A 24,619-nucleotide genomic window follows, 5' to 3' on the forward strand; every position below is an offset into this window, starting at 1 on the left:
CCATGCACAGCCGCGCCATCGGGCTCGCAGGGACGTGGGCGCGGCGCGCCGTGCTGGCTTTGCTGCCGTTTCTGCTCGCCGCGCCGGTATCGGCGCAGCAGACGCGCGATGAACTCGCGCAGCGCCTGCCCGCCGACTTTTCCGGCGCGCAGGCCGAGCGCGGCGCGCGTCAGTTCCTCGCTGCGCCGGGCTTCGCGCTCGCGAGCGTCGCGCGCAACCCGCTCGCGCCGGGCGCCGAACCGGTCGGCGAGAAAACCTGCATCGCCTGCCATCAGCTCGAGAGCGAGCATTTCACGCATACGCTGCATGCGCTCGGCCTGCATGCCGCGGCCAAGGCCGACCCGTCGGTGCCGGTCTGCGAGACCTGCCACGGACCGGGTTCGCTGCATGCGAAGGATCCGACCGCCAAAGGCGCGATCATCGGTTACACGCGCACCTCGGCCACGCCGGTCGCGCAGCAGACCGCGGTCTGCCTCGGCTGCCACGAAGGCGGCGCGCGCGACCACTGGGCCGGTTCGATCCACCAGCGCAACGACCTGTCGTGCAGCGACTGCCACAACCCGATGGCGAAGTTCTCCGGCGACGGCCTGCTCGCGAAACGCTCGATCAACGACACCTGCGCGCAATGCCACAACGACGTGCGCCAGCAGTTCGGACGGCGCTCGCACATGCCGCTCAACGAAGGACAGATGAGCTGCGTCGACTGCCACAACCCGCACGGCTCGCTGACCGCGCCGCTGCTCAAGACGGCGACCGTCAACGAGACCTGCTACCAGTGCCACGCCGAAAAGCGCGGGCCGTTCCTGTTCGAGCATGCGCCCGTGCGAGAAAGCTGCCTGAACTGCCACACGCCGCACGGCTCGAACCAGCACGCGCTGCTCGTCGCGCCGGTTCCGTTCCTGTGCCAGCAGTGCCATAGCCAGCTCGGCCATCCGAACGATCTGCAGACGCCGGCCTCGCTCGCCAACGGCGCGCATCCGGACGAACGCCTGATCGGCCGCGCCTGCCTGACCTGCCACGCGCAGGTGCACGGCTCGAACGCGCCGTCCGGCCCGAAATTCCACGAGTGAGGCGGGAGACGGCGATGCCTGCAGCACCATTCGATCGCGCCGCCCTGCCGCTGGCGCTGGCGCTCGCGCTGCCGGCCGTCGGGTACGCCGACAGCGGCAGCGGCGTCGATCTCGAACGCGGCAACGCGCTGCTCGCGCGCCGCGGCGCGGCGGACGCCCAGCCCGACGCGCGCGGCACGAGCTGGCTGCAGCCAGGCCAGCGCCGTTCGCCGTCCGGCCATCTCTACGGCTGTCCGCTCGAACCGCCGACGCCGGAGCGGCTCGGCGAGTGGGAGTACGACGGCCACGTGCAGCTCGGCTGGATCGGCACTTTCGGCGATGACGGCAACGCGCTGTGGAACCGCTATGTGCGCTGGGACAGCGGGCTCGTGCTGGGACTCATGGAGATCGCGCTGCGACGGCCCGACGACGGCAGCTATGCGGACCTGCGCGCGAGCCGCATCAGCAGCGACGACGCGTTCTTCGAGGCCGCGTTCGGGCGCGCCGGCAGCTACAAGGTGCAGGCGTTCCTGCGCGAGCTGCCGAACGGCGTCAGCGACTCGACGCGTCCGATCTGGAACGGCGTCGGCACGAACGAGCTGACGCTGCTGCCGGACCTCGAGCCCGGCGCGAGCAGCAGCGCCGAGGTCGCGGCCGTCGTCGCGGGCGTCGCGCCGCAGCGCCTGCAAGTGGTGCGCAGCAAGACCGGTATCGGATTCGACGCATGGCTGACCCCGCGCTGGGTCGCACACGCCAAGGTCAGCGAGGAACAGCGCAGCGGCGCACGCCCGTTCGGCGGCGCCTTTTTCTACAATTTTCTTTTTCCGGGCAACGCCGGCGTGCTGGAAACGCCGCGTCCGGTCGAGGACAGCACCGTCACGCTCGAAACGAGCCTGCGCTACGCCGGATCGCGCTGGCGCATGGAGTTCGCCTACGACGGTTCGTTCTACCGCGACCGCTATCGCCGCTTCCGCTTCGAAAGCCCGTTCGCGCTGACGCCGACGCGGCCCAACGCGACGTCGGCGCCGATCTACCAGGGCCAGTTCGCGCTCGAACCCGACAACGACTACCACCGGCTGCGCACGAGCATCACGCGGCGCCTGCCCTGGGACGGCGAATTCAGCGTGACTGCGGCGGCCGGTCGCATGAGCCAGGATGACGGCCTGATCGCGCCGATCGACTGCAGCGGCACGTTCGGCGTCGACATCGACGGCAGCGGCGTGCCCGGCGGCGCGAACCGCTTCCTGCACGACTGCGCCGACTGGAACACGACCGCGGCGCTGTCGCGCGACAGCGCCGACCTGCGCATCGACACCTATTCGTTCGACAGCCGCTTCGTGCTGCAGCCGGTCGCGGCGCTGCAGGTGCGCGGCGGCGTGCGCTTCAACCGCGAGGACTATCGCAACGCGTATCTCGCCTACAACCCGCTGACCGGCGACTACGGCTACATCACCGAGAACGGCGCGCAGGCGAGCATCCAGGCCGGTGCGCTCGGCACCTGGAATCCGCTGACGTCGCCGTCGGTCATCACGCGTGTGCGCAGCATTCCGCTGGATCTGCAGACCCAGGGCGCGAACCTCGGCGCCGACTGGCGTCTCGGCGAACGCCGCTCGCTCGGGCTCAATCTCGACACGCAGCGCGACGAACCGACGAACCGCGAGCGCCGCCGCGTCGACAAGGACAGCGTGAAGCTGAGCTATGTCGACCGCAGCGTCGAATCGCTGACCCTGCGCGCGAGCTATACCGGCATCGAACAGGGCGGCGACAGCTACGTACCCGATCCTTATGGGTTCGCGTACTCGTCGAGCCTGCCCGGATTCGTCGTGCCCGGCGGCGGCGTGCCCGCGTTCACCGTCGATGCGATGCGCAAGTACGACCTCGCCGACCGGCGCGAGCACAAGCTCGATCTCAGCGCGACGCTCGCGCTCGGCCGCACGGCGACGCTGAGCGCCGGCGTGCGCGGCGACTGGAACGACTACGACGCGCAGATCGGCCGCCAGGCCTACGACCGGCACGGCGTGAGCCTGCAGTGGGAATGGCAGCCCTCGCCCGCGACGCTGGCCAGCGTCCATGCCGGCGCCGACCGCGCGCGGCTGGTCATGGCCAACGTGGCCGACGTCGTGTTCGGACCCGACGGCAGCCTCGGCGGTCCGGACTTTCCGGACAACGCGCGCTGGTGGGTGTTCGACAAGCAGCGCAATTTCAACGCCGGCGTGCGCATCGATCACGACTTCGGACCGCTGCGCGTCGACGCCGGCTGGAACCTCGTCGATGCGCGCGGCGTCACCGCGTACCGCTTTGCATCGCCGGTGGCGCTCGCGTATTTCGAGGACGGCCTCGGCGGCGCGACGGACGGACGCTTCCCGACGATGCGCTATCGCGTCGACAGTCTGAGCCTGGGCCTGAGCCTGCCGCTGAGCGAGCGCTTCACGCTGCGCGTGTTCGACCTGTTCGAGCGCGGCCGCGTCGACGACTGGCACTACCTCGGCCTCGACACCGCCCGCGTCATCGATCACCGCGTCTACCTCGACGGCGGTCCGCGCGGCTACACCGCCAACCTGATCGGTCTGCTGCTCGACATCAGGCTGTGATGCGGCGCAGGGACGCATCGGGCACGGATCGCGGTCCGTGCAAACGCAGCAACAAACACAAGTGGAAATGGAGAGAGACGATGCACCTGAAGAAAGCCCTGTTCACCCTCGCGCTGGTGCTGCCGTTCGCGGCCCAGGCAGGCGGCACCACGCATGAAGTCCTCGTCGGCCAGGGCGGCAACGCCTACGTGCCGGCGACGCTGACGATCGCCGCAGGCGACTCGGTCACGTTCCGCCAGGTTGCCGGATTTCACAACGTCGCCTCGCAACCCGGTGCCATCACCGCGTTCCGCTGCGGCCCGAACGGCTGCGACGGCGTCGGCGGCGGCAACGGGGAACCCGGCGGCGGCACGTGGCAGCAGACCGTGACGTTTCCGGATGCCGGCACGGCGAACTATCTGTGCGACGTGCATGGCCAGTCGATGAGCGGAACCATCATCGTGAACCCGGTGCCGGTCACGCTGCAGTCCTTCGACATCGATTGAACCCTGACGGCGCGGCGGGCCGTAGGTCCGCCGCGCGGAGCGCTGCCATGAAACGCGTCCCCGCCATCGCGCTGCTGCTGGCGTCGTCGTTCGCGACGGCGGCCGACTTCGTCGATCTGCGCGACGCGCCTGCCGTGCGCGGCGACGCCGCGGCCGGCGCGTCCAAAGTTGCCGTCTGCGTCGCCTGCCACGGACCGTCGGGCAACGCGGTCGTACCCGCGTTTCCGGCGTTGGCCGGGCAGCATGCGGGCTATCTCTATCAGAGCCTTGCCGGTTTCCGCCGTCGCGCCGATCCGGCCTCGCCGATGACCGCGCAGGTACAGTCGCTGACCGACGCCGACATGGCCGACATCGCCGCCTATTTCGCGGCGCAATCGCGCACGGTGCCGGCGGCGGCGAGCTCGACGGACGCGCCGGGCGCGCGCCTGTTTCGCGACGGCGATGCCACGCGCGGCATCGTGCCGTGTCAGGGCTGTCACGGCGCCGACGCGCGCGGACATCCCGGGCGCGACGTCGCCGCGCGCTACGACTACTACCCGGCGCTCGCCGCCCAGCAGGCGGAATACCTCGCCGCTCGCCTGCGGCAATACCGCGCAGGCACGCTGACCGACACGAGCAACGCGCGCATCATGCAGGGCGTCGCGCACAACCTCGACGACGCGGCAATCACCGAACTCGCGGCCTGGCTCACGGCGACGCCGCGCTGACCTACCACCCGGAGACTACCGATGAAGACCCCAGGCAACGCTCCGCCCGATTTTCCGAGCGCGAATCCGCGCCGCCGTTTCCTTGCGACCGTCGCGGCACTCGGCGCCGCGTTCGCGTTGCCCGCCGCGGCCGACACCGCGCCGCTGTCGGAAACCGATCCGACCGCTCAGGCACTCGGCTACAAGGCCGACGGCAGCCAGGTCGACGCCGCGAAATTCCCGAAGCACTCGGCGCAGCAGCAATGTGCCAATTGCAACTTCTATCAAGGTACCGCCGCGACCGGCCCGTGCCAGCTGTTTCCGGGCAAGTCGGTCAGCGCGAAGGGCTGGTGTTCGGCGTACGCGGCGAAGGCGTGAAGCAACGAGTGGGGGCGGCGCTTTCCCGACTCCCACTCCTTTCTGTACCGCGGATTTCAGCAGGCTCGTGACGCGCCGGCAGGCAAGCCGCTGCGTGAGCCGACTGCCGGATGGCAGGATCCACGAACGCCTTCAGTGTCGTTTCCCATGCGCTGATCACCGACCTCACGTCGGAGAACCATTTCCGGAAAGCGGAATACACCTGCACAGATGTCCCTCAGATCTCAAAAGCGTATGAGCTGAATAAATTCGGCCTCGAGTGTGCTTAGGGAGGTGTATGGAAATGTGTCGCCGAGTTCGCGGCTGATCGGGCTGGAGCTAATCTTGATCTGCGCCAACCGGCGGATCAGAAGCTCTTTTTCAACTTGTACCCTGAAGACAAGCCGCGGCCCGCAAACGTGATACCAAACGAACGTCTACACGGGATTGCACTTAAAAATGCTGCAGACGTTGTGAAAGCTGACAGAACGCTGGTCGTAGGGCGAAACAATATGGATCCGGGGCACATCGACTTGGCGAACGGAGAGCCGGTACGCGCGGCCGGCGAAGTAACGCTGGTACATGGGCGCATTAAAAACTTGGATAACAAATCCGGACACTATAGACCTTCTGGCCCTGAAGCTCGTGATGCAGCTGAAAGCGCTTTCAGTAGAATAGGCTTACCCGCGACAGGGGTTTATAACGAAAAGAGTTTTCCAAATGGTCAGCAAGCGTCCGGAAATAGTGAAATTCTTCGAGCTTGCACTCAACGCGAAGCGTGCGGACGACGAGCTTCGCGCCGAATTTTCCAATGTTGAATATGAAGCAGTTCTTGACCATGTGCTAGCCAATCCGGAACTCCGCTCCGACTTAGTAGGTGCCTTTCTGAAAATTGCGTACGATCCTTCGCTAGGGCCAATCGACCTCGTTGAGTTCTGTATGCATTACCTGCGTTGGGAAGAGGTCGAACTGTCTTTTCTCAATAGGCTGGAAACAGAGCGTAGTGAGCGAGCTAGGTCCGCGCTGCGGCGTCTACTTGGATCATTTGATCAGAATTGGCCGGAAGCAGATCTGTACCGGAGGTTTCGAAAGGTCGAAGATGAGCCGCCGGCGAACTAGCCTTCCTATAGACCTTCGCACGCTTATGAGGCCTGACGCATGAAGAGATTTCACCTTTTATGGGGTGTTGTAGTGGCGGGAACAACAATGGCTGCGCACGCGGAGGACTACACGCAGCGCTGGACGAGGCTTGCAAACGAGCATCTAGCCATGGTCAAGGAAGAGCCAGGAAAGTCGTACGAGCGAGAACTCATCGCTACGCACAACACGTTCTGGCGTGACGTATCCAAGAAATGCAAGTCACTTGCGATCAAGGCCGGGATCGAAAAGTTTTCAGCGCTAGCGGTGCTCGATGCGGATGGCACTGTCGTCGAATTCCTGACGATGCCGAAATCTCAGGAGCTGGGTTGTTACGTGGAGCAGATGACCGGGCGACACTATCCGCGGCCACCGTCTGCCCCGTTTTACGAGTTGATCACGGTGAGAACGAAGTAAAGAAGTCTGTGTCGCCAGCTGTGTCCGTGCGGAAAGACTAAGAGAAGAAACGAGTGTAGAGCGAGAATTCATGTCAACTCGTTTTCACTCCTCTCCCCTCGTTGCACCAGCCGCCCATTCAGATCCCGCAGCTTCGCCATCTGCTGCACGAGCTGCGGCACCTGATCCAGCGCGACGATGAATTTCCACAGGTACGCAAAGATCGCGTAGATGTCGCCGGCGCGCGTGGCGTCGTTGTCGGCCAGGCGCGCGAGTGCGACGACGAACAGCAGGATCACGCTGATTTCCATCGCACCGTAGGCGCTCGCTTCGGCGTCGGACAGCCGTATGCGCCAGCCGCCGAGTGCGCGGAAGTGGCGCTCCACCGTGCTCGCACGGCCGCGGCGCAGTACGTCGATTTCGCGTTCGAGCCGGTCGTTGAGGCCGCGATTGAGCGCGAGCGATCGGCCTGCGAGCCAGCGGTTGATCGCCAGCAGCGGCAGTATGAGTGCGAGGCAGGCGAGGCCGATGTAGGTATCGAGCCAGAACAGCGCGCTCACCGACACGCTGAGCCCGATCACCGCGAACAGCACGGCAGGGACATCACGTTCGAGAAAGGTCACGTATTCGCGCGACAGTGCGGCGCGTGCGGCGATCAGCGAGGGATCCTGGCCTTCGTCGTGCGCGCGGCGCACGAAGCTCGTGGCGATGTCGGCATAGATGCGCGCGAACACGCGCGTGTCGAGCATTTTCGCGCTGACTTCGAGGATCAATGCGCCGAAATGGCAGGCGACGAGCCAGCCGATCGCCGCATAGCGCCGTTCGAGTACGCCGTTGATCGCGAGCGCGGTCGCGAACGGATAGAGCTGACCGGCGACGCTGCCGGCCATGGAAACCGCATAGGCCGCCGTGAGCCGGCCGAAATGGGCTTTGACGTAGGAGCCGATCAAAGGGGCAGTGAAGAATGAGGAGGAGTGAGAAAAGAGTAAAAAATGGCGACGCCGCTTCTTACTCGTTTCTCACGCTCTCCACTCTCCACTCGCTTTACTTGCGCCCCTTGTGCAGCGGCAGATCCGCAGCGGTCCAGGCGGCCGTGCCGCCGGCCAGCGTGTAGACATGCTTGAAGCCGGCCTTGACGAGGCGGCCCGCGGCGCCGGCCGAGGTCTGGCCGGTGCGGCAGATCACGGCGACGGGCTTGTCCTTCACCTTGCCGAGATCCTTGTGTTCCGGATCGAACTGCGCCATCGCGACGTTCTTCGCGGTCGGCACGTGGCCCTTCTCGAAGTCGGCCGGTGCGGATACGTCGACGACGAGCGCGTTCTCGCCGTTGATCAGCCGCGTGAGTTCGGCCGGCGTCAGTTCCTTGTAGCCGCGGAACCAGCGCGTCGACTCGTTCGCAACGATCGCGATGACGACGCCGATGAACAGCATCGACAGGACCGGGTGATTGCCCATGAACTCGGGCAGGCGTTGCAGAAATTCGGACATGAGGGCCGGAGTGGGGGCGCGGAGGGGGCCGGATTATCGGCGAGGCGGACCCGCCGCGCCTAGCGTTCCGGCGTATGACCGCGCGGGAGCGCTGATCAGTCCTGGGCCGAGGTGATCGTCGGCAGGCCGGTCATCAGCCACCAGCGCTTCAGCTTTTCGTCCCAGCGCCAGGTCTGCCGGTCGATGACCGCGCGCTCGCTCTGGTTGTGATTGTTGATGATGCCGATCTCGGCCAGCACCTGGATCTCGGTCTTGCTGACCTGCACCGGCGACTGCGGGTGGTAGTAGCTGACGCGGACCTGGCGGTAGCGGTTCAGATCGATCGAGGAGATCGGCCGCGCTTCGCGTACGGCCGGATCGATGAACGCGATGGCCTGTTCGAAGCCGCCCCAGCGCAAGGTCGCGGCGTAGTCCAGCAGGACCTGGTCCATGGCCTTGTCTTTCTTGCTGCGGGCTTCGGCCGTGCCGACGACGAGAGACAGCAGCAACAACGGTAGCAACAGCCAGCGACGCATCGGACGGCTCCGTCAGGGCAAACAGGCGCGATTGTGCAGCAAGCGGATCAAGGAATCAGCCTCGCGGCCGATCGCTGTGTTCAGGCCGCGCTCGACCGGGCTTCGCGGCGCAGCGCGACGAAGCGCGCTTCGAGTGTGGTGGCGGGTTTGCCGGACTCGTCGGCAACCGTCGCGATCACGCGGAGCCGGCCCTTGCCGCGCGCGCCGACCATCGCGAAGAACGCGTCCCAGCTCTCGCCGTCGGCCAGCCCGGATTGCGCGCGGATCTCGCCCCAGACCGGCGCGAGGTAGCGCAGCTGCGAGTCCTGCACGTAGACATCGCAGTCCTCGCCGGCGGCACGCAGCCGCAGCACGATCAGCGCCCAGCAGGACAAGGTCAGCAGACTGGCCAAACTGCCGCCGAAAGCGCAGCCTTTGTCGTTGATGTTCGGCGCGAGCGGCGCGAGCAGGGCGAGGCCATCGGGACCGTAGGCGGCGATCTGCAGCTGCATCGCCCGGGCCAGTGGAATGTCGGCGAGGATTTCGCGCTCCAGCGCGCGGATCGGGGCATCGGTCATGGACACAGCGACTGACAGGACGAACAGGGCGCGCACGGTGCCACGCGACGCCGGCGCGGGCAAGGCGCGCGGCGGCAAATTTGCAATGATCGTTAGGTACGCAGCCGTACTGAAGGCGCCGCTGGCCGGTGCCAGCGTCATCAATACGCGCGCGGCCGGCAGCGGCGACGGATTCGCCCGGCTGCTGCGGCGGCACGGTGCGGACACCGTCGTCGCATTGCCGGGACAGCGGCTCGAAGCGGTCGAGGACGCGCGCGCGGCGCGCGCCGCGTTGCGCGCGGCAGCCCGCGGCGACGGACTCGTATTCGTGAGTCCGGCCGCCGTGCGTCACGCCTGGCGCCTGCTGCCGGACTGGCGGTTACCGCGGCGGCTGCGCGTCTGCGCCGTCGGCGATGCGACCGCGTCCGCGCTGCGTCGTCGCGGCGTCGTCGGGGTCGTGCGGCCGCAGGGCCGCCAGGACAGCGAAGGCCTGCTCGCCGAGGCGGCGCTGCGCGGCGTGCGCGGGCAGGACTGGGCCATGATCGGTGCGGCCGGCGGACGCGACCTGCTGCCGGCCACGCTGCGCCGGCGCGGCGCGCGTGTCGCCGAGGTCGAGGTCTACCGGCGCGCGGTGCCGCGTTGGACGCGGCTGCACTACGCGCGTCTGGAAACCGCACCGCGGCCGCTCCTCGTCGTCGTCAGCAGCGCCCAGTCGCTTGCGCGCATTGCGACCGCGCTGCCGGCCGGGCTCGTACTGGCCCTGCGCGCCGGCGAACTCGTGGTCAGCAGCGAGCGGCTCGCCGCGCTGGCCCGCGAGCACGGGTTTACTCGTATACATGTTTCCGAATCCGCGCTCGCCGCCGACCTCGCCGAGGCCTGCGCGCGCGCGCTGGCGCGACACCGCTTGTAACCTTGCCGACATCGCGAGCGACGATCGTCGCCTGACCCGGGGACACGTTCTTCGGTACGATTGGCCTCATGGACATGGATACGCCCGATACCGCTGCGCCGGCGCCGTTCCCCGCGCCGGCCCCGCCGCCGGCCGCGCCTGCGCCGGTCCGCCGCTCGCCGCTGGCAGGCGGCATCACCCTGACATTGGCCGTCGCGGGCATCGCGATCGGCGCCGTCGCCTGGTGGCGCGCGGCCGCCGATGGCGCGGCGAGTTCCGCCGTCGCGACCGAGATCGCGCTCGCGCGGACCGACGTCGACGGCCTGCGCCGCGCTGTCGAACTCGAGCGGCGCGACCGCGAACAACTGCGCCAGCGCCTCGCCGATGCCGAGAACGTCAACAAGACCCTGCGTGAAGAAGTGCTCGGCGTGTCCGAGCGCGCACGCGTGCTCGAGGACGCGATCTCGAATCTCGCCGACAAGCGGCTGTCGGGCCACGACGCCATGCTGCTGAACGAAGCCGAGACGGTGCTGCTGCTCGCGCAGCAACGGTTCGAGCTGTTCAACGACGCGGCCGCTGCAGCGCGCGCCTACCGGCTCGCCGACAGCGCGCTCGCCTTACTGCAGGATCCCGCCTTCGCGACCGTGCGCGAAACGCTGGCGGTCGAACTGCGCGGCCTCGAACAGATGAACCAGCCGACCGAAGCGGCGGCGCTCGCGGAACTCGCCGCGCTGCGCACGCAGGTCGCGCGCCTGCCGCTCGCCGCGGCGCTGGATCGTCAGGCCGCCGGCAGCGACACCAAGCTCTGGCGCGTGCTCGGGCAGTTCGTGCGCATCACGCGGACCGGACCCGGCGGCGGCGCGGTCGCCGACCCGGCGCTGCTGCGCAACTATGTCGGGCTCGAACTGCGTGCGGCCGAACTCGCGCTGCTCGAACGCAAGGAACCGGAGCTCGATGCCGCGCTCGATCGCGCGCAGGCGCAGATCAGGGACGGCTTCGCCGCGAACGACGCGGCCGTCGCGCAGGCGCTGGAGAGCATCCGCCGTCTGCGCACCATGACGACGCCGACCGCGCCGCCGCCGGCGCTCGGTGCAACTCTGAAGGAGCTGCGCAACCTGCGCGCGGCGCAGAGTTCGCAGACGCCGGCCCGCGCCGACGGGGCCGGCAGCTCATGAGGTACTGGCTCGCGGGTCTGCTGCTGGTCGCCGCGATGCTGGCGGCCGCGGTCGGGTATCACTGGCTGGCGAGCGATCCGGGCTACGTGCTCGTGCGGCTCGGCAACACGCACTACGAAACGACCTTCGTCGTCGCGGTCGTGCTGCTCGTCCTGCTCTGGGCGCTGGTCGGCGTGATCTGGCGCCTCGCGCGGTGGCCCGTGCGGCTGTGGTTCCGCCGCGTGCGCAAGAAGAGCCGCGAGCGCCTCGCGAACGGGCTCGTCGCGCTGGCCGAAGGCCGCTATCTGCGTGCGGAGAGGGAACTCGCACGCGCGACGCAGTACCGCGAACTGCGTGCGCCGGCGCTGCTCGCGACGGCGCGCGCCGCGCTCGCGCTCGGCGAAACCGCGCGTGCCGACGCAGCGCTCGACGAAGCGGCGGAAACCGCACCCGGCGCGGCGCTCGCGCTGCGCGCGCGCCTCAAGCGCGAACGCGGCGAACATGCCGACGCCTATCGCCTGCTCGCCGCCGAGGCGAACACGACGACGCTCGTGCCTGCGGCCTGGGTCGAATTCATCGAAGCCGCGCTCGCGACCGGCGAGGTCGCCGCCGCGACGAACGCGCTCGGACCGCTCGCGCGGGCCCAGGCGCTGTCGCCGGCCACGTTCGCCGCACTCGAAGCGCGCGTGCTCGCCGCTGCGCTGGCCGCGCAGCGCAGCGCCGACGGTCTCAACGCGCAGTGGGCCCAGCTCACGCGCGCGCAGCGCCGCGTGCCGGCGGCGCTGGCCGCCTATGCGCGACGCATCGCCGAACTCGGGCAGCCCTTGCCGGGCATGAGCGAGATCGAGGCCTACCTGCGCAAGGACTGGTCCGAACCGGTCGTCCAGGCCTATGCCGAACTCGCCGATGCCGATACCGGCGCACGGCTGCGCCAGGCCGAAGGCTGGCTCAAGCAGCACCCGAACAGCATCGTGCTGCTGACCGCGCTCGGCCGCCTCTGCGTCGCCGGCCGGCTCTGGGGCAAGGCGCGCGACTACCTCGAACGTGCGCTTGCGATCGGCGAAACCGCCTCGGCCTGGGAAGCGCTCGGCGATTGCCACGCCGGCGAAGGCAGCCACGCACTCGCCGAACACTGCTACCGCAACGCACTGCGCCTCGCGCGCAACGAAGCCAGCGAACCGCTGCCCGGCTCACTGCCGCGCCTTGGCCTCGACACGAAGGCCGCGGTGTTCGAGGAGCGCAGCGAGCATGGGGTGCCGCGGTTGCCGGGGTGATGCGAGAAAGGCGTGACGAGGCGTGAGAAAAGAGTTTGGGCCGGCCGCGTCACACGCGTTTCCCACTCCTCTTCACTCAACGCCCTTCCGCATCCACGCCGATCAGCCGCCCGTTCTGCAGCGTGAGTACGCGCAGCAGCCGCGAGCCGCCGAGGTCGTAGGTCCATTCCTCGGCGCGTACCGGCGTGTAGCGCTCGTTGCCGATGCCGTCGCGGCGCACCGTCGCGCGCCGCTGGTTGCGCCGTGCGGCGGGCTCGCCGCAGTACGCGACGATTTCGCCGGCGCTGGTTCCGGCCGGCAGCGTGTCGAGATTGCAGCTGTCGCCGATCGTCGTCACGCCATAGCCCAGGGTTTCCTCGCGCTGCAGCCGGCCGTTGAGGAACAGCAGCCGCACCATGAGCCGGCGCGGCCCGAAGTTGTAGTACCAGACGTCGTAGACGTCTTCGATCTGCGTCTCCAGCGGACCGTCGGCACCGCGCACGCTGACGCTGGTGAACTGGTCGACATAGAACGGCTCGCCGCAGCGTTCGCGCACGGCGAAGTCGCGGTCTCCGTCGTCGACGACGCGCGTGCCGCAGCGCAGGGCGTGGGCCGGCGCGATCGCGGCGCAGAGCAGGCAGAACAAGGCGAGTCGTTTCATAGTCCGTGGATTCCGGCGCGGTTGCGCAAGATTTCAGCGAGAACGTCGGGAGCGTAGTCGAAACTGTCGTAGTACAGCCGATCCTCGTCCAGCCCGGCCTCGACGAAACTGCGCCGGCCCGCATCGATCATCGCCGGCGGTCCGCTCATGTACACGTCGAAGCCCGACAGGTCGGGGTGGTCCTCGATCACCGCCTCGTGCACGAGACCGCTGCGCAGGCCGGCGCTGAAGGCCGGATCGGAGACCACGGGCACGTAGTGGAAGTTCGGCAACTGCCGTGTCCAGCGCAGCGGCAGTTCGGCCTGATAGAGGTCCTCGGCCCGGCGCGCGCCCCAGTACAGCTGCATGCGGCGTCGCGTACCCAGATGCTGGAAGTGTTCGATCAGCGCCTTGACCGGCGCGAAGCCCGTGCCGCCGGCGACGAACAGCATCGGCCGTTCCGAATCCTCGCGCGGGACGAACGTGCCGAGCGGACCTTCGATACGCAGCACCGCGCCGGGTTCGAGTCCGTCGAACACGAAGCCGGTGAAGCCGCCGCCGGCGACATGACGGATATGCAGTTCGATGGTCTCGTCGCCTTCGGGCGCATTCGCGATCGAGAACGCGCGGCGCTTGCCGTCGGACAGCAGCACGTCGAGATACTGCCCGGCCAGCCGGCGCAGCCGCTCGCCGCGCGGCGGTTGCAGCACCAGCCGCACGACGTCGGGCGCGAGCTTCTCCTTGCGCATAACCTTGAGTGCGAGCACGCGCCGCGGCATGTCGGCGACCGACGCGACCTCGCGCGCGAGCAGCGTGATGTCGCCGACCGGAACGGCCTGGCACAGCAGCACCTGATGACGCGCCTGTTCGCCGGCGCTCAGCGCGGCCGGCGGATTGCGCGGGTAGGCGACTTCGCCGGCGACCAGGCTGGCCTTGCAGCTGCCGCAGACGCCGGCGAGGCAGGAATAGGGCAGGGCGAGGCCGGCGCGCTGCGCGGCTTCGAGCACGCTTTCGCCGGACTCGACCTCGAAGCGCTTGCCGCTGGCCTGCAGGGTGACGGAATGACTCACGCAGCGATCCGCTGGAAAGACGCGCGATTGTCGCATGGGGCGTGGAGCGCAGAGAGTGGACGAAGCGAGTCATGAGGAGTGAGAAAAACGAGTCAGCGCCCGACTGCCGCGTCCACTCGCTTCTCACTCCTCCCACGCTTTCCTCCATCCACCTGGCGGTCCCCGCCCTTCCGGTGCAGGCCGCCAACCGGTCTAATCCCGCCTTGTCCTTGCGCGCGAGCCCGTCATGAGTCCCTGGAAGCAACAGCCCGACCTCGACACGATGAACCGCTGGAACGAAGGCACGGCGGCGCAGTCGCTCGGCATCCGCTACACCGAACTCGGCGAGGATTATCTGCGCGGCACCATGCCGGTCGATGCACGCACGCGCCAGCCGTTCGGCCTGCTGCACGGCGGCGCGTCGGTGCTGCTCGCCGAGACGCTGGGCAGCCTCGCGGCGGTACTCTGCCTCGATCCCGCGCGCGAGATCGCCGTGGGCCTGGACATCAACGCCAACCATCTGCGCGCCGTGCAGTCGGGCGAGGTCACCGGCACGGCGAGGCCGCTGCATATCGGCCGCACGACGCAGGTCTGGGACATCCGCATCGTCAATGAGAAGAACGATCTCTGCTGCATCGCGCGCCTGACCATGGCGGTCGTGCCGCGCCGCGACGCCGCGGCATGAGCGTCTCCGCGCCCTATGCCGACCTGACGCCGGAGCGCGTGCTCGCGGCGGTCGATTCGGTCGGACTGACCACCGACGGCCGCCTGCTCGCACTCAACAGCTACGAGAACCGCGTCTATCAGGTCGGCATCGAAGGCGATTCGCCGGTCGTCGCGAAGTTCTACCGGCCGGGCCGCTGGAGCGATGCGGCCATTGCCGAAGAGCACGCGTTCGCGGCGGAACTCGCCGCGGCCGAACTGCCGGTCGTCGCGCCGCTCGTGCGCGAGGGCCGCACGCTGCACAGCGACAGCGGCTATCGCTTCGCCGTCTACCCGCGCCGCGGCGGTCGCGCGCCGCAGCTCGAATCGGCCGAGCACCTGCAGTGGATGGGACGGCTGATCGCGCGTATCCACGCGGTCGGCGCGCGCAGCACGTTCGCCGCACGCGGCACGATAGACCTCGAGACGTTCCTGCGCGCACCGTCGGCGGCCGTGCTCGCTTCCCCGCTGCTGCCCGGCGGTATCGCGGCGCGCTACCGCAGCGCTACCGCCGCACTCCACGCACCCCTGCAGCAGCGCTTTGCGGCCTGCGACGCGCGGCGCCTGCGCCTGCACGGCGACTGTCATCCGGGCAACGTGCTCTGGACCGATCACGGTCCGCATTTCGTCGACCTCGACGACGCACGGCTCGGCCCGGCCGTGCAGGATCTCTGGATGCTCGCGCCGGACGCACGCGCGCTGGACCTGCTGCTCGAAGGCTATGCGGAGTTCCGCGACTTCGACTACGCCGAGCTGTCGCTGATCGAACCGCTGCGCGTGCTGCGTCAGGTGCACTGGGCCGGCTGGATCGCGCAGCGCTGGCACGATCCTGCGTTTCCGCAGGGCTTTCCGTTCGCGGGCGAGGCGCGCTGGTGGGAGCAGCACGTGCAGGATCTCGTCGAAGCCGCAGACCGGCTGGCGGACTGAACGGCGTCGGCGATTTCATGTTGCGCCGCCGCGTCCGCCTTGAGCGCGCAAAGCGGCCATACAGGCGTTCGATTGCGGGCATTCACGGCGTTGATTGGCGCAGTGCAGCGCGCTTCGCTACCCTTGGCCCGATCTGCCGCATCCGTGATGCCGAGGCGTCTATGCTCCGCCGCTTGTCCCCGCCATCCTGCCTTGGGCGCAGCGCCTGCGTCGTCGCCTCGTTGCCGGGGTGCCTGCGCGGATGAATGCGACGGCCGACAACGCGATGACTGCCGCCCGTCCCGACCGCCTGCGTCCGCTGCGCTATCTGTGGCGCTCGCCATTGCTCTTTGTGCACATACTCATTGCGCTGCCGCTTGCGCTGCTCGTGATCAATCCACTCGGCGCGCGCATCCGCATCCGCGGACAGCGGCTCGATCACTGGATGACCTCGTGGTGGTCGCGCTGGCTCGTGCGCTGCTTCGGTTTCCGGCTGCGGCGCTACGGCGAACCGCTCCCGGGCGCGGCGCTGTTCGTCGCCAATCATCTGTCCTGGCTCGACATCGAAGTACTGCACAGCCAGGCCTTCATGTGTTTCGTGGCCAAGGCCGAGATCAGCCGCTGGCCGCTGGTCGGCTGGCTCGCGAGCCGCGCGGGCACGATCTATCACCAGCGCGGCAGCGGGCATTCGCTGGCCGCGGTCATGGAGCGCGTCGTCGAACGCCTGCGCGAAGGCCTGCCGGTCGGCGTGTTTCCCGAAGGCGGCACCGGCGCGGGCGACCGCGTGCGCACGTTCCACGCGCGCATTTTCCAGGTCGCGCTCGACGCGGGCGTTCCGGTGCAGCCGGTCGCGCTGCTCTACGGCAACGATCACCGCCAGGATCCGGCCGTCGCGTTCGGGCCGGGCGAAAGCTTCTTCGCGAACTTCCTGCGCGTGCTCGGCGGACCGGGCATGACTGCGGAAGTGCATTTCTGTACACCGATACCCGTGAACGGCGAAGGCCGCCGGCGCATGGCCGAACACGCGCGCAGCGAAATCTGCGCAGCACTCGGCCTGCCCGATGCGCATGAACGCGGCGGCGCCGCCGCCGCGAACGCCGAAGACTGAGACGAATCTGCCAGCCGAGACCGCCGTGCGCGCCGCCGATTTCCGTCCCCACCGCCTGTTGCGCAATGCGCATCTGCAATCCGTGCTCGCTTCCAGCGGCGTGCGCCGCTGGCTGCTGCGCGGCCGCCGCACCGCGCTCGAAGCGCGCTCGGAAGAGCTGATCCTCGACTGCGGCGACGGCGTGCGCCTGCAGGGCTATCACACCGCGCAGAACGTGCGTGCACAGGCGCGCGGGCTCGTCGTGCTGCTGCACGGCTGGGAAGGCAGCGTGCGGTCGACCTATCTGCTGCACACGGCCGCGCGCATGGTCGCCGAAGGCTGGGACGTGTTCCGGCTCAACTTCCGCGACCACGGCGAAACGCACCATCTCAATCCGGAAATGTTCCACTCCTGCCGCATCGACGAAGTCGTCGGGGCGCTCAAGGACGTCGCGCGCCGCTTCGCGCCGCGGCCGCTTGCGATCGCCGGGTTCTCGCTCGGCGGCAATTTCGCGCTGCGCGTCGCGCTGCGCGCGCCGGACGCCGGCCTGCCGCTCAGCTATGCGCTCGCGGTCTGCCCGGCGCTGCATCCGCCGGCCATCCTCGACGCGATCGAACGCGCACCGTGGTTCTACCACGCCTACTTCATGCACAAATGGCGCGAATCGCTGCGCCGCAAGCAGAAGCTGTTTCCCGATGCGGCGCGTTTCAGCACGACCGAACTCGGCGCCTCGATGCGCGAACTGACGGCGACGATGGTCGCGCGTCATACCGACTTCGGCACGCTCGACAACTATCTCGACGGCTATTCGATCGCCGGCGACCGCCTCGCCGACCTCGTCGTGCCGGCGACGATCCTGACCGCGTCTGACGACCCGATCATTCCGGTCGGCGGCTTTCACGAACTCAAGCTGCCGGCGCACACGGAACTGGAAATCGCGCCGGCCGGCGGCCACTGCGGCTTCATCCGCGATTTCAGCCTGCACAGCTGGACCGAGGATTTCATCGCGCACCGCCTCGGACGGCTCGTGGCCTAAAGCGGCCGGGTGTTGCGGTTCCGGCGCGCGGCGGGCCGCGGCGTTGCCGGAACCGGGCGGCGGAACCCTGCCGGAGCGCCCCGGCGGTAGCTGCGGCATAATGGCCAGCTCGCGTCCGCCGCCGTCCCATTCCATGAATTCCATGCTGCAAGATTTTGCCCGACTGCATTCCGAAGGCCGTTTCGACGAGGCCGAATCCGGCTATCGCACCGTTCTCGCCGACGAACCCGACAACGTGGACGCGCTGCATCTGCTCGGCCTGCTGCGCCGCCAGCGCCAGGATCTCGGCGAAGCGCGCCGGCTGCTCGACCAAGCGCGCAAGCTCGCGCCGGAACGCGGCGACGTCGCACTCGAGCTCGCCGGCCTCTATTTTCTCGAACAGGATCTCGTCGGCGCGCGCGCGCTGATCGAGAACACGATCCGTCACAACCCCAACCAGCCCGGTGCGCACACGCTGCTCGCGCGCATCGCGATCGTCGACAACGACCTCGCGAAGGCCGAGTCGCTGTTCCGCACGGCGCTGCGCTCCGATGAAAACGACGCGCACGCGATCTCCGGCCTCGGCCGCCTGCTGCTCGATCGCGGTGACGCCGACAAGGCGCTGGCCTATCTGAGCCGCGCGGTGGAACTCGCGCCGAAGGACGCCGGCATGCAGTTCGCGCTGGCCCGCGCGCTCGTGCTGCGCGGCAATCGCGCGTTCGGCGAACAGGCCGCGCGCAACGCGCTCGCGCTGGCGCCCGAACTCCACGGCGCGCGCTACCTGCTCGGCCAGGTGCTGCTCGAAGACGGCAAGGTCGACGAGGCGCAGGCCGCGTTCGCGGTGCTCGGCGAGGCGCCGGGCTACCAGGCGATCGCCCGCTTCGGCCTCGGCGACGTCGCGCGCCATCAGCGCCGCATCGATCAGGCGATCGAACACTATCGCGCCGGCCTCGCGCTGCAGCCCGATCAGCCGCGCGCGGTGCAGCTGCTCGGCAACTGCCTCGTCGTCAGCGCGCGCGAAGACGAAGCGCTGCAGCTCTATGCGGATTTCCTGCAGCGCAATCCCGAGACCGTCGCGATCGAAGCGGCGCAGGCCGAACTCCTGAGCCAGCTCGGCAACGACGCCGGCGCGCTCGCGATCTGGCAGCGCCTCGCGCAGCGCCGGCCGAACGATCCGATTCCGCTCGCGCGGCTCGCGCTGCTGCACGAACGCGGCGGCGACACGGCCGGCGCCGACGTGCTCGCGCAGCGCGTTGCCGCGGCGCTGCCCGAAGACGCCGACCTGATCCTGCTGCGCGCGCGCGCCGCCCGGCGCGAAGGCCGCGATACCGAAGCGCTCGCGCTGCTCGAATCACTGCGCCGGCTGCAGCTCGCGCCGCTGCAGGTCATGCAGGCGGCGCATCAGTTCGGCGTACTCGCCGACCAGCGCAACGACGTGCAGCTGGCCGTGCCGGCCTGGCTCGAATCGCAGTCGACGCTGCCGGTCCAGATTCACGAACAGCCCGCGCTGCCCGATTCCTTCGCCGCGGCGCTGACCGCGCCTGCGCCCGCGCCGCTGGCCAATCCGCCGATCTTCCTCGTCGGGCTGCCCGGCAGCATGGTCGAGCGTGTCGCCGCACTGCTGCACCAGCAGGCCGGCGTGCAACTGCTGCGCGACCGCGCGTTCTCGCCGGTGCGCCGCGACGTGTTCGCGGAGCCGGATTTCGCCGGCTGGGCCGACGGCATCGACGCGCCGACGGCGCAGGCCGCGCGCGCGCAGTGGCAGGCCGAGATCGAACGCCACGGCGTCGATTCGCAGCAGGGCCGCATCGTGGACTGGCTCGTGCGCTGGGATGCGCGCTTCCTGCCGCTGATCCGCCAGGCGTTTCCGGGCGCGACCGTCGTCATCGTCGAACGCGATCCGCGCGATCTGCTGCTGAACTGGCTCGCCTACGGCTGGATGCCGGGCTTCGCGCTGCACGACCCGGTCTCCGCCGCCGGCTGGCTCAACCGCGCCAATGCGCATCTTGCTGAATGTAACAACGCAAAAGATATAAACGTGGTCCATGTCGATGCCGACGCCGTGCTGGCCGACCCGGTCGGTCAGGGCGGCGCGCTCGCCGCGGCGATCGGCGGCACCGAGCTCGCCGCCGGCACGCTGCAGCGCGGCCTCGGCGGTCTGCCGATCGGCCTTGCGCCGGGCCGCTGGCAGGCCTATACCGAAGTTCTCGCGGCGCCGTTCGCCGAACTCCAACTGCCACGCTGAGCGCCCGCCGCCGGAACCCGTCCGCATGAACGCATCCGCCAGCCCGCCGCCGGCCCTGCAGGCGCAGATCGCCGCGGCGCGCACCGCCGCCGCGCAAGGGCGCATCGCGGAGGCCGAGCAGCAGTTCCGGCAGCTCGTCGACGTGCTGCCCGATCTCGCGGAAGGGCTGAATTTTCTCGGCATGTGCGCGCTGTCGCGGCAGCAGGTCGACGATGCGATCGTGCTGTTCGAACGCGCGCGCGGCGTCGCGCCCGACGATGCGGAAACGCTCAAGAACCTCGGTCAGGCGTACCGGCGTGCCGGCAGCCCCGACACGGCCGCGACGATGCTGCGCGCGGCCGTCGAGCGCGAACCGGACTATTTCCTCGCGCGCTTTCATCTGGCTGCGACGCTGCAGCAGCTGCAGCGCGACGACGAAGCGCTGCCCGAATACTTCCGCGCGCTGCGCACGGCGCAGCAGTTCGGCGAATGGCTGAACGAAGCGACGACGCCGCCCGGACTGCGCCAGCCGGTGCTCGCTGCGATGCGTTACGTCGACCAGCGCCGCCATGCCCTGTTCGACGGCGCGCTCGCGCCGCTGCGTGCGCGCCACGGTGCGGCCGAGCTGCGGCGCGTCGAGCAGGCGCTCGCGATCTACCTCGGCGACGCGCCCGCGCACTACCCGGATCCGGCGCAGCGGCCGCTGTTCCTGTTCTTTCCGGGCATTGCCTCGCAGGCCTACTACGAACGCGCGCGTTTTCCGTGGCTCGAGGCGCTCGAAGCGAAGACCGACGCGATCCGGCTCGAACTCGTGAACCTGCTTGCGGCCGAGCACGGCTTCGAGCCGTTCCTGCGCTTTGATTCGGATGCGCGCGTCGAAGATTACCTGCGCGGCCGGGAAGGGCAGTCCGCCTGGACCGGATTCTTTTTCTACCGCCACGGCGAGCGCCGCGAGGACAACTGCGCGCGCTGCCCGCAGACGACGGCGGCGCTGGACAACCTGCCGATCGTGCGCATCCGCGACCACGCGCCCGAAGTACTGTTCTCGCTGCTGACGCCCGGCGCGCACATCCTGCCGCACCGCGGCGTCACGAATACGCGCCTCGTCACGCACCTGCCGCTGATCGTGCCCGACCGCTGCGCGCTGCGCGTCGGCGGCATCGACCACGTCTGGCAGGAAGGCCGCTGCGTCGTGTTCGACGACACCTACGAACACGAAGCCTGGAATCGCAGCGAGCGCACGCGCGTCGTGCTGATTCTCGACACCTGGCACCCCGACCTGACCGCCGCCGAACGCGACGCGCTGACCGCGCTCGTCGGCGTGATCGGCGATTTCAATCAGAAGGCGGGAATTCGCTGACGGCGAGTGGACAGGAGTGAGAGGCGAGTGACCGGCTCTTCTTCCTCGGTTCCCACTCCTGGTCACTCTCTTTCTCGCCGCTCACCCCAACCCGTAGGCCTTCCGCTTCCGGTACAGCGTCGACGCATCGATGCCTAGCTGCTTGGCCGCGACGTCGAGCGTCGGCGTCGCGCCGAGCACGGCTTCGATGTGCGCGCGTTCGAGCTGTTCGATCGTGACCGGATCGCCGGCGCGCGGGGTCGCGCTCGCGAGGCTCGTCGCGGCCACGCCCGAGGTCGCGAACGGCAGATGCTCATACGCGATCTCCTCGCCGGCGCAGAGGATCACCGCGCGCTCGATCGCGTTGGCGAGTTCGCGCACGTTGCCTGGCCACGAATACGCGAGCAGCGCATTGCGCGCGGTATCGGTGAAGCGGCGCGCCGGACGGCGGTAGCGCGCGACGAGCGTCGTCAGCAGACGGTCGGCGATCCCCAGGATGTCTTCCGGGCGCTCGCGCAGCGCCGGCACGGTCAGCGCGATCACATTGAGGCGGTAGTACAGGTCCGTGCGGAACGTGCCTTCGGCCACGGAATGGGCGAGATCGCGGTTCGTCGCGGCGATGATGCGGACGTCGGCCGTGCGCGTACGCGGATCGCCGACGCGCTCGTACTCCCGGTCCTGCAGGAAGCGCAGGAACTTCGGCTGCAGCGACAGCGGGAATTCGCCGATCTCGTCGAGGAACAGGGTGCCGCCCTCGGCGACCTGCACGCGGCCCTGGCGATGATCGTGCGCACCGGTGAAGGCGCCTTTCACGTGGCCGAACAATTCGCTCTCGAGCAGTTCCGCCGACAGCGACGGGCAGTTCACCGTCGCGAAGCCCGCCTTGCGCCGGTTGCTCCACAAATGGATGTTGCGCGCGAGTACATTCTTGCCGGTGCCGCTTTCGCCGAGAATCAGCACGGTCGCATCGGTCTCGGCGGCCTGCCGCGCCATTTCGAGCAGACGGCTCATGGTCGGATTCGCGCTGTCGAGCAGGTCGGGCAGCGTCTCGGAGCGCGAGGCCTCGAGTTCCTCGATGCGGCGCTCGAGCCGGCGCGCCTGCATCTGCTGGTCGACCGCATGCAGCAGTTTCTCGGGCTCGCACGGTTTGATCAGATAGTCCGCCGCGCCGGCGCGCATCGCGCTGACGGCGATCGCCGCATCCGACTCGGCCGTCGCCATGATCACGCGCATCCACGGCGCGGCAGCCCGCAGCTGCGGCAGCAGGTCGAGGCCGAACTCCTCGCCGATGTGAAGGTCGAGCACGCAGACGTCGAAGACACTGCGGGCGACCGCCGCGAGCGCCGACCCGGTGTTCGGCGCGGTGTTGACCTGATAACCCTCGTCTTCCAGGCACAGCCTGAAGTTGCGCAGCACCGTGGCGTCGTCGTCGATCAACAGTACGCGTTCGCGCGGCGTGTTGGCGGTTTCGTTCATTGCGTTCCCATGGGCTCAAGCCCTTGCAGTCTGCACGGGCAGTTGGCGCATTCCTGCAATCCGCCTCGTGAAAGCGATGTCAGCAGATAGCAAGATAATGAAAAACAAAGGGAAATTTCCAGCATCGCGGTTGGCATGCGGATTGACTCTATTGCTTCGACCGCGGCGGCATCGGGATGCGACGCGGATGGCAAGCCTAAGGAGATAACCCATGTTGCATTACGCCGTTGTGTTTTTGGTCGTCGCTCTGATCGCGGCGGTGCTGGGTTTCGGTGGTATCGCCGGCGCGGCAGCAGGCATCGCCAAGATCCTGTTCTTCGTGTTCCTGGTGCTGTTCGTGATCTCGCTGATCACCGGCCGCCGAAGCGCTTAGCCGTCATCGGCCGGCATCGACGACGACGCCCGGCCGCCTGGGACGGCGGCCCGACCACCCTGCAGAACCAAGGAGAAATCCATGAGTACCACGAGCAACCTGAAAGACCTGATCGAGCTGTTGAACGACGGCGAGAAGTTCTACAGCGAGGCGGCGACGAAGGTGAAAATTCCCGCGTACGCCAACCTGTTCCAGCGCATGGCGCAGCAGAAGCAGGCGATCGCGAGCGACCTTTCGGCCCGCCTGGCTTCGCACGGCGAAACCGCGCCGCAGGGCGGCACCATGCTCGGTTCGCTGCGCAAGTTCTACGCCGACGTCCGCGCGAGCATGAGCAAGGACAGCGAATCGGTCTACGTGGCGCAGCTCGAACAGACCGAGGACCGCATCCTCGAAGCGTTCCGCGACGATCTGACCCAGAGCGACGATATGGAGCTGCGTCGCATCGCCGAACGCCACTATCCGGATCTCAAGCGCACGCATGACGAAATGCGCGATCTGAAACGCCGTCTCGCTGCCTGAGGAACCGCCATGAACCAGGACATCATCAAGGGCAAGTGGAAGCAGGTTGCCGGCCAAGCGAAGGTGCAGTGGAACAAGCTGACCGACGACGACCTCGGTGTCGCCGACGGCCACCGCGAATATCTCGTCGGCAAGCTGCAGGAACGCTACGGCTGGGCCAAGGACCAGGCCGAGAAGGAAGTCGACAGTTTTGAATCGCGGCTGCAGTAGGCGCCGCACCTGACACATCGTCCCGTGTCGCCGCCGCGAACCAACGGCGCGGTGTCGACGCGAAACGGTGCGAATCGCGGGGCGACCCGCAACGGAAGACGCATCGACACGGAAGTTCTTTTCCCCAAGCGGACCGGTCACTGAACCCTTCCCCGACCGACCGGTCCAGCACCGCTGTGAAGCGGCGCAGCACCCGCCCACCCCAAGGGGCGACGTGCGTGGTCCAAGGCGGCGACGTTCCCCTGCGTCGCCGCTTTTTTTTCGTTACGGGAACTCGGCCGAGATGGTTCCGAGATCGAATACGGGCGGCAGCCAGCATTGCGTGTTCGATGCGATGTCGAAGCGATCGACGACGGTGGCCGGTTCGAACACGTCGCGCGGCTGCGGCGCGCCGCGAGCCGGCATAGCACTCGGCAGGTCGCATAGGGCTGCGCGGTGAAGCTTCTTTCTTCAGCATGTCGCGAGCCGCCCGAACAGCGGTTGCGACAACGAATAGCCGAGGCTTTCGAGAATCTGCTGCGGCGTCGTCGGCAGCGACGGCGG

The 24,619-nt window shown here is 68.4% G+C and carries 27 protein-coding genes; 19 read left to right on the forward strand and 8 right to left on the reverse strand.

Annotated features, from left to right (window positions below; translation table 11 throughout):
- The first annotated feature begins 2 nt into the window (after positions 1–2).
- The 7 genes from VLF18_RS19445 to VLF18_RS19475 all read left to right on the forward strand — a co-directional run bounded on the left by VLF18_RS19445 (position 3) and on the right by VLF18_RS19475 (position 6,722).
- The gene (locus VLF18_RS19445; RefSeq protein ID WP_325281288.1) at positions 3–1,070 is read left to right on the forward strand and encodes a DmsE family decaheme c-type cytochrome; all 1,068 of its coding nucleotides are present in this window, start codon (positions 3–5) and stop codon (positions 1,068–1,070) included.
- A gap of 14 nt (positions 1,071–1,084) precedes the next feature.
- Positions 1,085–3,640 carry an MtrB/PioB family outer membrane beta-barrel protein gene (locus tag VLF18_RS19450; RefSeq protein WP_325281289.1) on the forward strand — a complete coding sequence of 852 codons (2,556 nt, stop codon included), beginning with the start codon at positions 1,085–1,087 and terminating at the stop codon, positions 3,638–3,640.
- A gap of 80 nt (positions 3,641–3,720) precedes the next feature.
- Positions 3,721–4,125, forward strand: coding sequence for a cupredoxin domain-containing protein (locus tag VLF18_RS19455; protein ID WP_325281290.1), 405 nt, complete (start codon positions 3,721–3,723; stop codon positions 4,123–4,125).
- A gap of 47 nt (positions 4,126–4,172) precedes the next feature.
- Positions 4,173–4,832: a c-type cytochrome gene (locus VLF18_RS19460; protein WP_325281291.1), complete on the forward strand. Its 660-nt coding sequence runs from the start codon at positions 4,173–4,175 to the stop codon at positions 4,830–4,832.
- Between the two features lie 21 nt (positions 4,833–4,853).
- The gene (locus tag VLF18_RS19465) at positions 4,854–5,189 is read left to right on the forward strand and encodes a high-potential iron-sulfur protein (protein WP_325281292.1); all 336 of its coding nucleotides are present in this window, start codon (positions 4,854–4,856) and stop codon (positions 5,187–5,189) included.
- 699 nt (positions 5,190–5,888) lie between these two features.
- Entirely contained in the window at positions 5,889–6,287 is a 399-nt protein-coding gene (locus VLF18_RS19470; RefSeq protein WP_325281293.1) for a hypothetical protein, read from the forward strand.
- Positions 6,288–6,326: 39 nt separating this feature from the next.
- Positions 6,327–6,722, forward strand: a complete 396-nt coding sequence (locus tag VLF18_RS19475; protein WP_325281294.1) for a hypothetical protein — start codon at positions 6,327–6,329, stop codon at positions 6,720–6,722.
- A gap of 68 nt (positions 6,723–6,790) precedes the next feature.
- Here the strand turns inward: VLF18_RS19475 and VLF18_RS19480 are convergent, their stop codons facing one another.
- The 4 genes from VLF18_RS19480 to VLF18_RS19495 form a co-directional block, all read right to left on the reverse strand.
- Positions 6,791–7,651, reverse strand: a complete 861-nt coding sequence (locus tag VLF18_RS19480) for an ABC transporter six-transmembrane domain-containing protein (protein ID WP_325281295.1) — start codon at positions 7,649–7,651, stop codon at positions 6,791–6,793.
- A 94-nt stretch (positions 7,652–7,745) separates the two neighbouring features.
- The gene (locus VLF18_RS19485) at positions 7,746–8,189 is read right to left on the reverse strand and encodes a rhodanese-like domain-containing protein (protein WP_325281296.1); all 444 of its coding nucleotides are present in this window, start codon (positions 8,187–8,189) and stop codon (positions 7,746–7,748) included.
- 95 nt (positions 8,190–8,284) lie between these two features.
- A complete protein-coding gene (locus VLF18_RS19490; RefSeq protein ID WP_325281297.1) occupies positions 8,285–8,704 on the reverse strand; it encodes a hypothetical protein in 420 nt (139 codons plus the stop codon).
- Between the two features lie 80 nt (positions 8,705–8,784).
- Positions 8,785–9,261 carry a YiiD C-terminal domain-containing protein gene (locus VLF18_RS19495; protein ID WP_325281298.1) on the reverse strand — a complete coding sequence of 159 codons (477 nt, stop codon included), beginning with the start codon at positions 9,259–9,261 and terminating at the stop codon, positions 8,785–8,787.
- An 85-nt stretch (positions 9,262–9,346) separates the two neighbouring features.
- On the opposite strand from VLF18_RS19495, the gene VLF18_RS19500 reads away from it, so the two are divergent.
- From VLF18_RS19500 to VLF18_RS19510, 3 genes are all read left to right on the forward strand, one after another.
- Entirely contained in the window at positions 9,347–10,150 is an 804-nt protein-coding gene (locus VLF18_RS19500) for a uroporphyrinogen-III synthase (RefSeq protein ID WP_325281299.1), read from the forward strand.
- Between the two features lie 68 nt (positions 10,151–10,218).
- Positions 10,219–11,304: a uroporphyrinogen-III C-methyltransferase gene (locus VLF18_RS19505; RefSeq protein ID WP_325281300.1), complete on the forward strand. Its 1,086-nt coding sequence runs from the start codon at positions 10,219–10,221 to the stop codon at positions 11,302–11,304.
- Positions 11,301–12,557, forward strand: coding sequence for a heme biosynthesis HemY N-terminal domain-containing protein (locus VLF18_RS19510; RefSeq protein ID WP_325281301.1), 1,257 nt, complete (start codon positions 11,301–11,303; stop codon positions 12,555–12,557). Before VLF18_RS19505 ends, VLF18_RS19510 begins: the two co-directional genes overlap by 4 nt.
- Positions 12,558–12,633: 76 nt before the next feature.
- Here the strand turns inward: VLF18_RS19510 and VLF18_RS19515 are convergent, their stop codons facing one another.
- Both VLF18_RS19515 and VLF18_RS19520 read right to left on the reverse strand, forming a co-directional pair.
- Entirely contained in the window at positions 12,634–13,197 is a 564-nt protein-coding gene (locus VLF18_RS19515) for a DUF2845 domain-containing protein (protein ID WP_325281302.1), read from the reverse strand.
- Positions 13,194–14,282 (reverse strand): CDP-6-deoxy-delta-3,4-glucoseen reductase, encoded by a 1,089-nt coding sequence (locus VLF18_RS19520; protein ID WP_414717247.1) that lies wholly within the window; start codon positions 14,280–14,282, stop codon positions 13,194–13,196. Before VLF18_RS19520 ends, VLF18_RS19515 begins: the two co-directional genes overlap by 4 nt.
- Before the next feature lie 190 nt (positions 14,283–14,472).
- Between VLF18_RS19520 and VLF18_RS19525 the strand changes: the two genes are divergently transcribed.
- The 6 genes from VLF18_RS19525 (at position 14,473) to VLF18_RS19550 (ending at position 21,519) form a co-directional block, all read left to right on the forward strand.
- Positions 14,473–14,910, forward strand: coding sequence for a hotdog fold thioesterase (locus VLF18_RS19525; protein WP_325281304.1), 438 nt, complete (start codon positions 14,473–14,475; stop codon positions 14,908–14,910).
- Complete coding sequence (locus VLF18_RS19530) at positions 14,907–15,854, forward strand: serine/threonine protein kinase (RefSeq protein WP_325281305.1); 948 nt, start codon at positions 14,907–14,909, stop codon at positions 15,852–15,854. Before VLF18_RS19525 ends, VLF18_RS19530 begins: the two co-directional genes overlap by 4 nt.
- A gap of 265 nt (positions 15,855–16,119) precedes the next feature.
- A complete protein-coding gene (locus tag VLF18_RS19535; RefSeq protein WP_325281306.1) occupies positions 16,120–16,941 on the forward strand; it encodes a lysophospholipid acyltransferase family protein in 822 nt (273 codons plus the stop codon).
- Positions 16,942–16,966: 25 nt separating this feature from the next.
- A complete protein-coding gene (locus tag VLF18_RS19540) occupies positions 16,967–17,956 on the forward strand; it encodes a YheT family hydrolase (protein ID WP_325281307.1) in 990 nt (329 codons plus the stop codon).
- Between the two features lie 142 nt (positions 17,957–18,098).
- Positions 18,099–20,180, forward strand: coding sequence for a tetratricopeptide repeat protein (locus VLF18_RS19545; RefSeq protein ID WP_325281308.1), 2,082 nt, complete (start codon positions 18,099–18,101; stop codon positions 20,178–20,180).
- Positions 20,181–20,205: 25 nt separating this feature from the next.
- A complete protein-coding gene (locus VLF18_RS19550) occupies positions 20,206–21,519 on the forward strand; it encodes an aspartyl/asparaginyl beta-hydroxylase domain-containing protein (protein WP_325281309.1) in 1,314 nt (437 codons plus the stop codon).
- Between the two features lie 81 nt (positions 21,520–21,600).
- On the opposite strand, the gene VLF18_RS19555 is transcribed toward VLF18_RS19550, so the two are convergent.
- Positions 21,601–22,974, reverse strand: a complete 1,374-nt coding sequence (locus VLF18_RS19555) for a sigma-54 dependent transcriptional regulator (protein WP_325281310.1) — start codon at positions 22,972–22,974, stop codon at positions 21,601–21,603.
- Positions 22,975–23,185: 211 nt separating this feature from the next.
- Between VLF18_RS19555 and VLF18_RS19560 the strand changes: the two genes are divergently transcribed.
- From VLF18_RS19560 to VLF18_RS19570, 3 genes are all read left to right on the forward strand, one after another.
- The gene (locus VLF18_RS19560) at positions 23,186–23,347 is read left to right on the forward strand and encodes a DUF1328 family protein (RefSeq protein WP_325281311.1); all 162 of its coding nucleotides are present in this window, start codon (positions 23,186–23,188) and stop codon (positions 23,345–23,347) included.
- 81 nt (positions 23,348–23,428) lie between these two features.
- Complete coding sequence (locus VLF18_RS19565; protein ID WP_325281312.1) at positions 23,429–23,866, forward strand: PA2169 family four-helix-bundle protein; 438 nt, start codon at positions 23,429–23,431, stop codon at positions 23,864–23,866.
- 9 nt (positions 23,867–23,875) lie between these two features.
- Positions 23,876–24,076 (forward strand): CsbD family protein, encoded by a 201-nt coding sequence (locus tag VLF18_RS19570; protein WP_325281313.1) that lies wholly within the window; start codon positions 23,876–23,878, stop codon positions 24,074–24,076.
- 264 nt (positions 24,077–24,340) lie between these two features.
- Here the strand turns inward: VLF18_RS19570 and VLF18_RS19575 are convergent, their stop codons facing one another.
- Positions 24,341–24,481 carry a hypothetical protein gene (locus VLF18_RS19575; protein WP_325281314.1) on the reverse strand — a complete coding sequence of 47 codons (141 nt, stop codon included), beginning with the start codon at positions 24,479–24,481 and terminating at the stop codon, positions 24,341–24,343.
- Positions 24,482–24,619 lie beyond the last annotated feature (138 nt).

This window comes from Tahibacter sp., from assembly GCF_035481375.1.
Taxonomy (GTDB): Bacteria; Pseudomonadota; Gammaproteobacteria; order Xanthomonadales; family Rhodanobacteraceae; genus Tahibacter.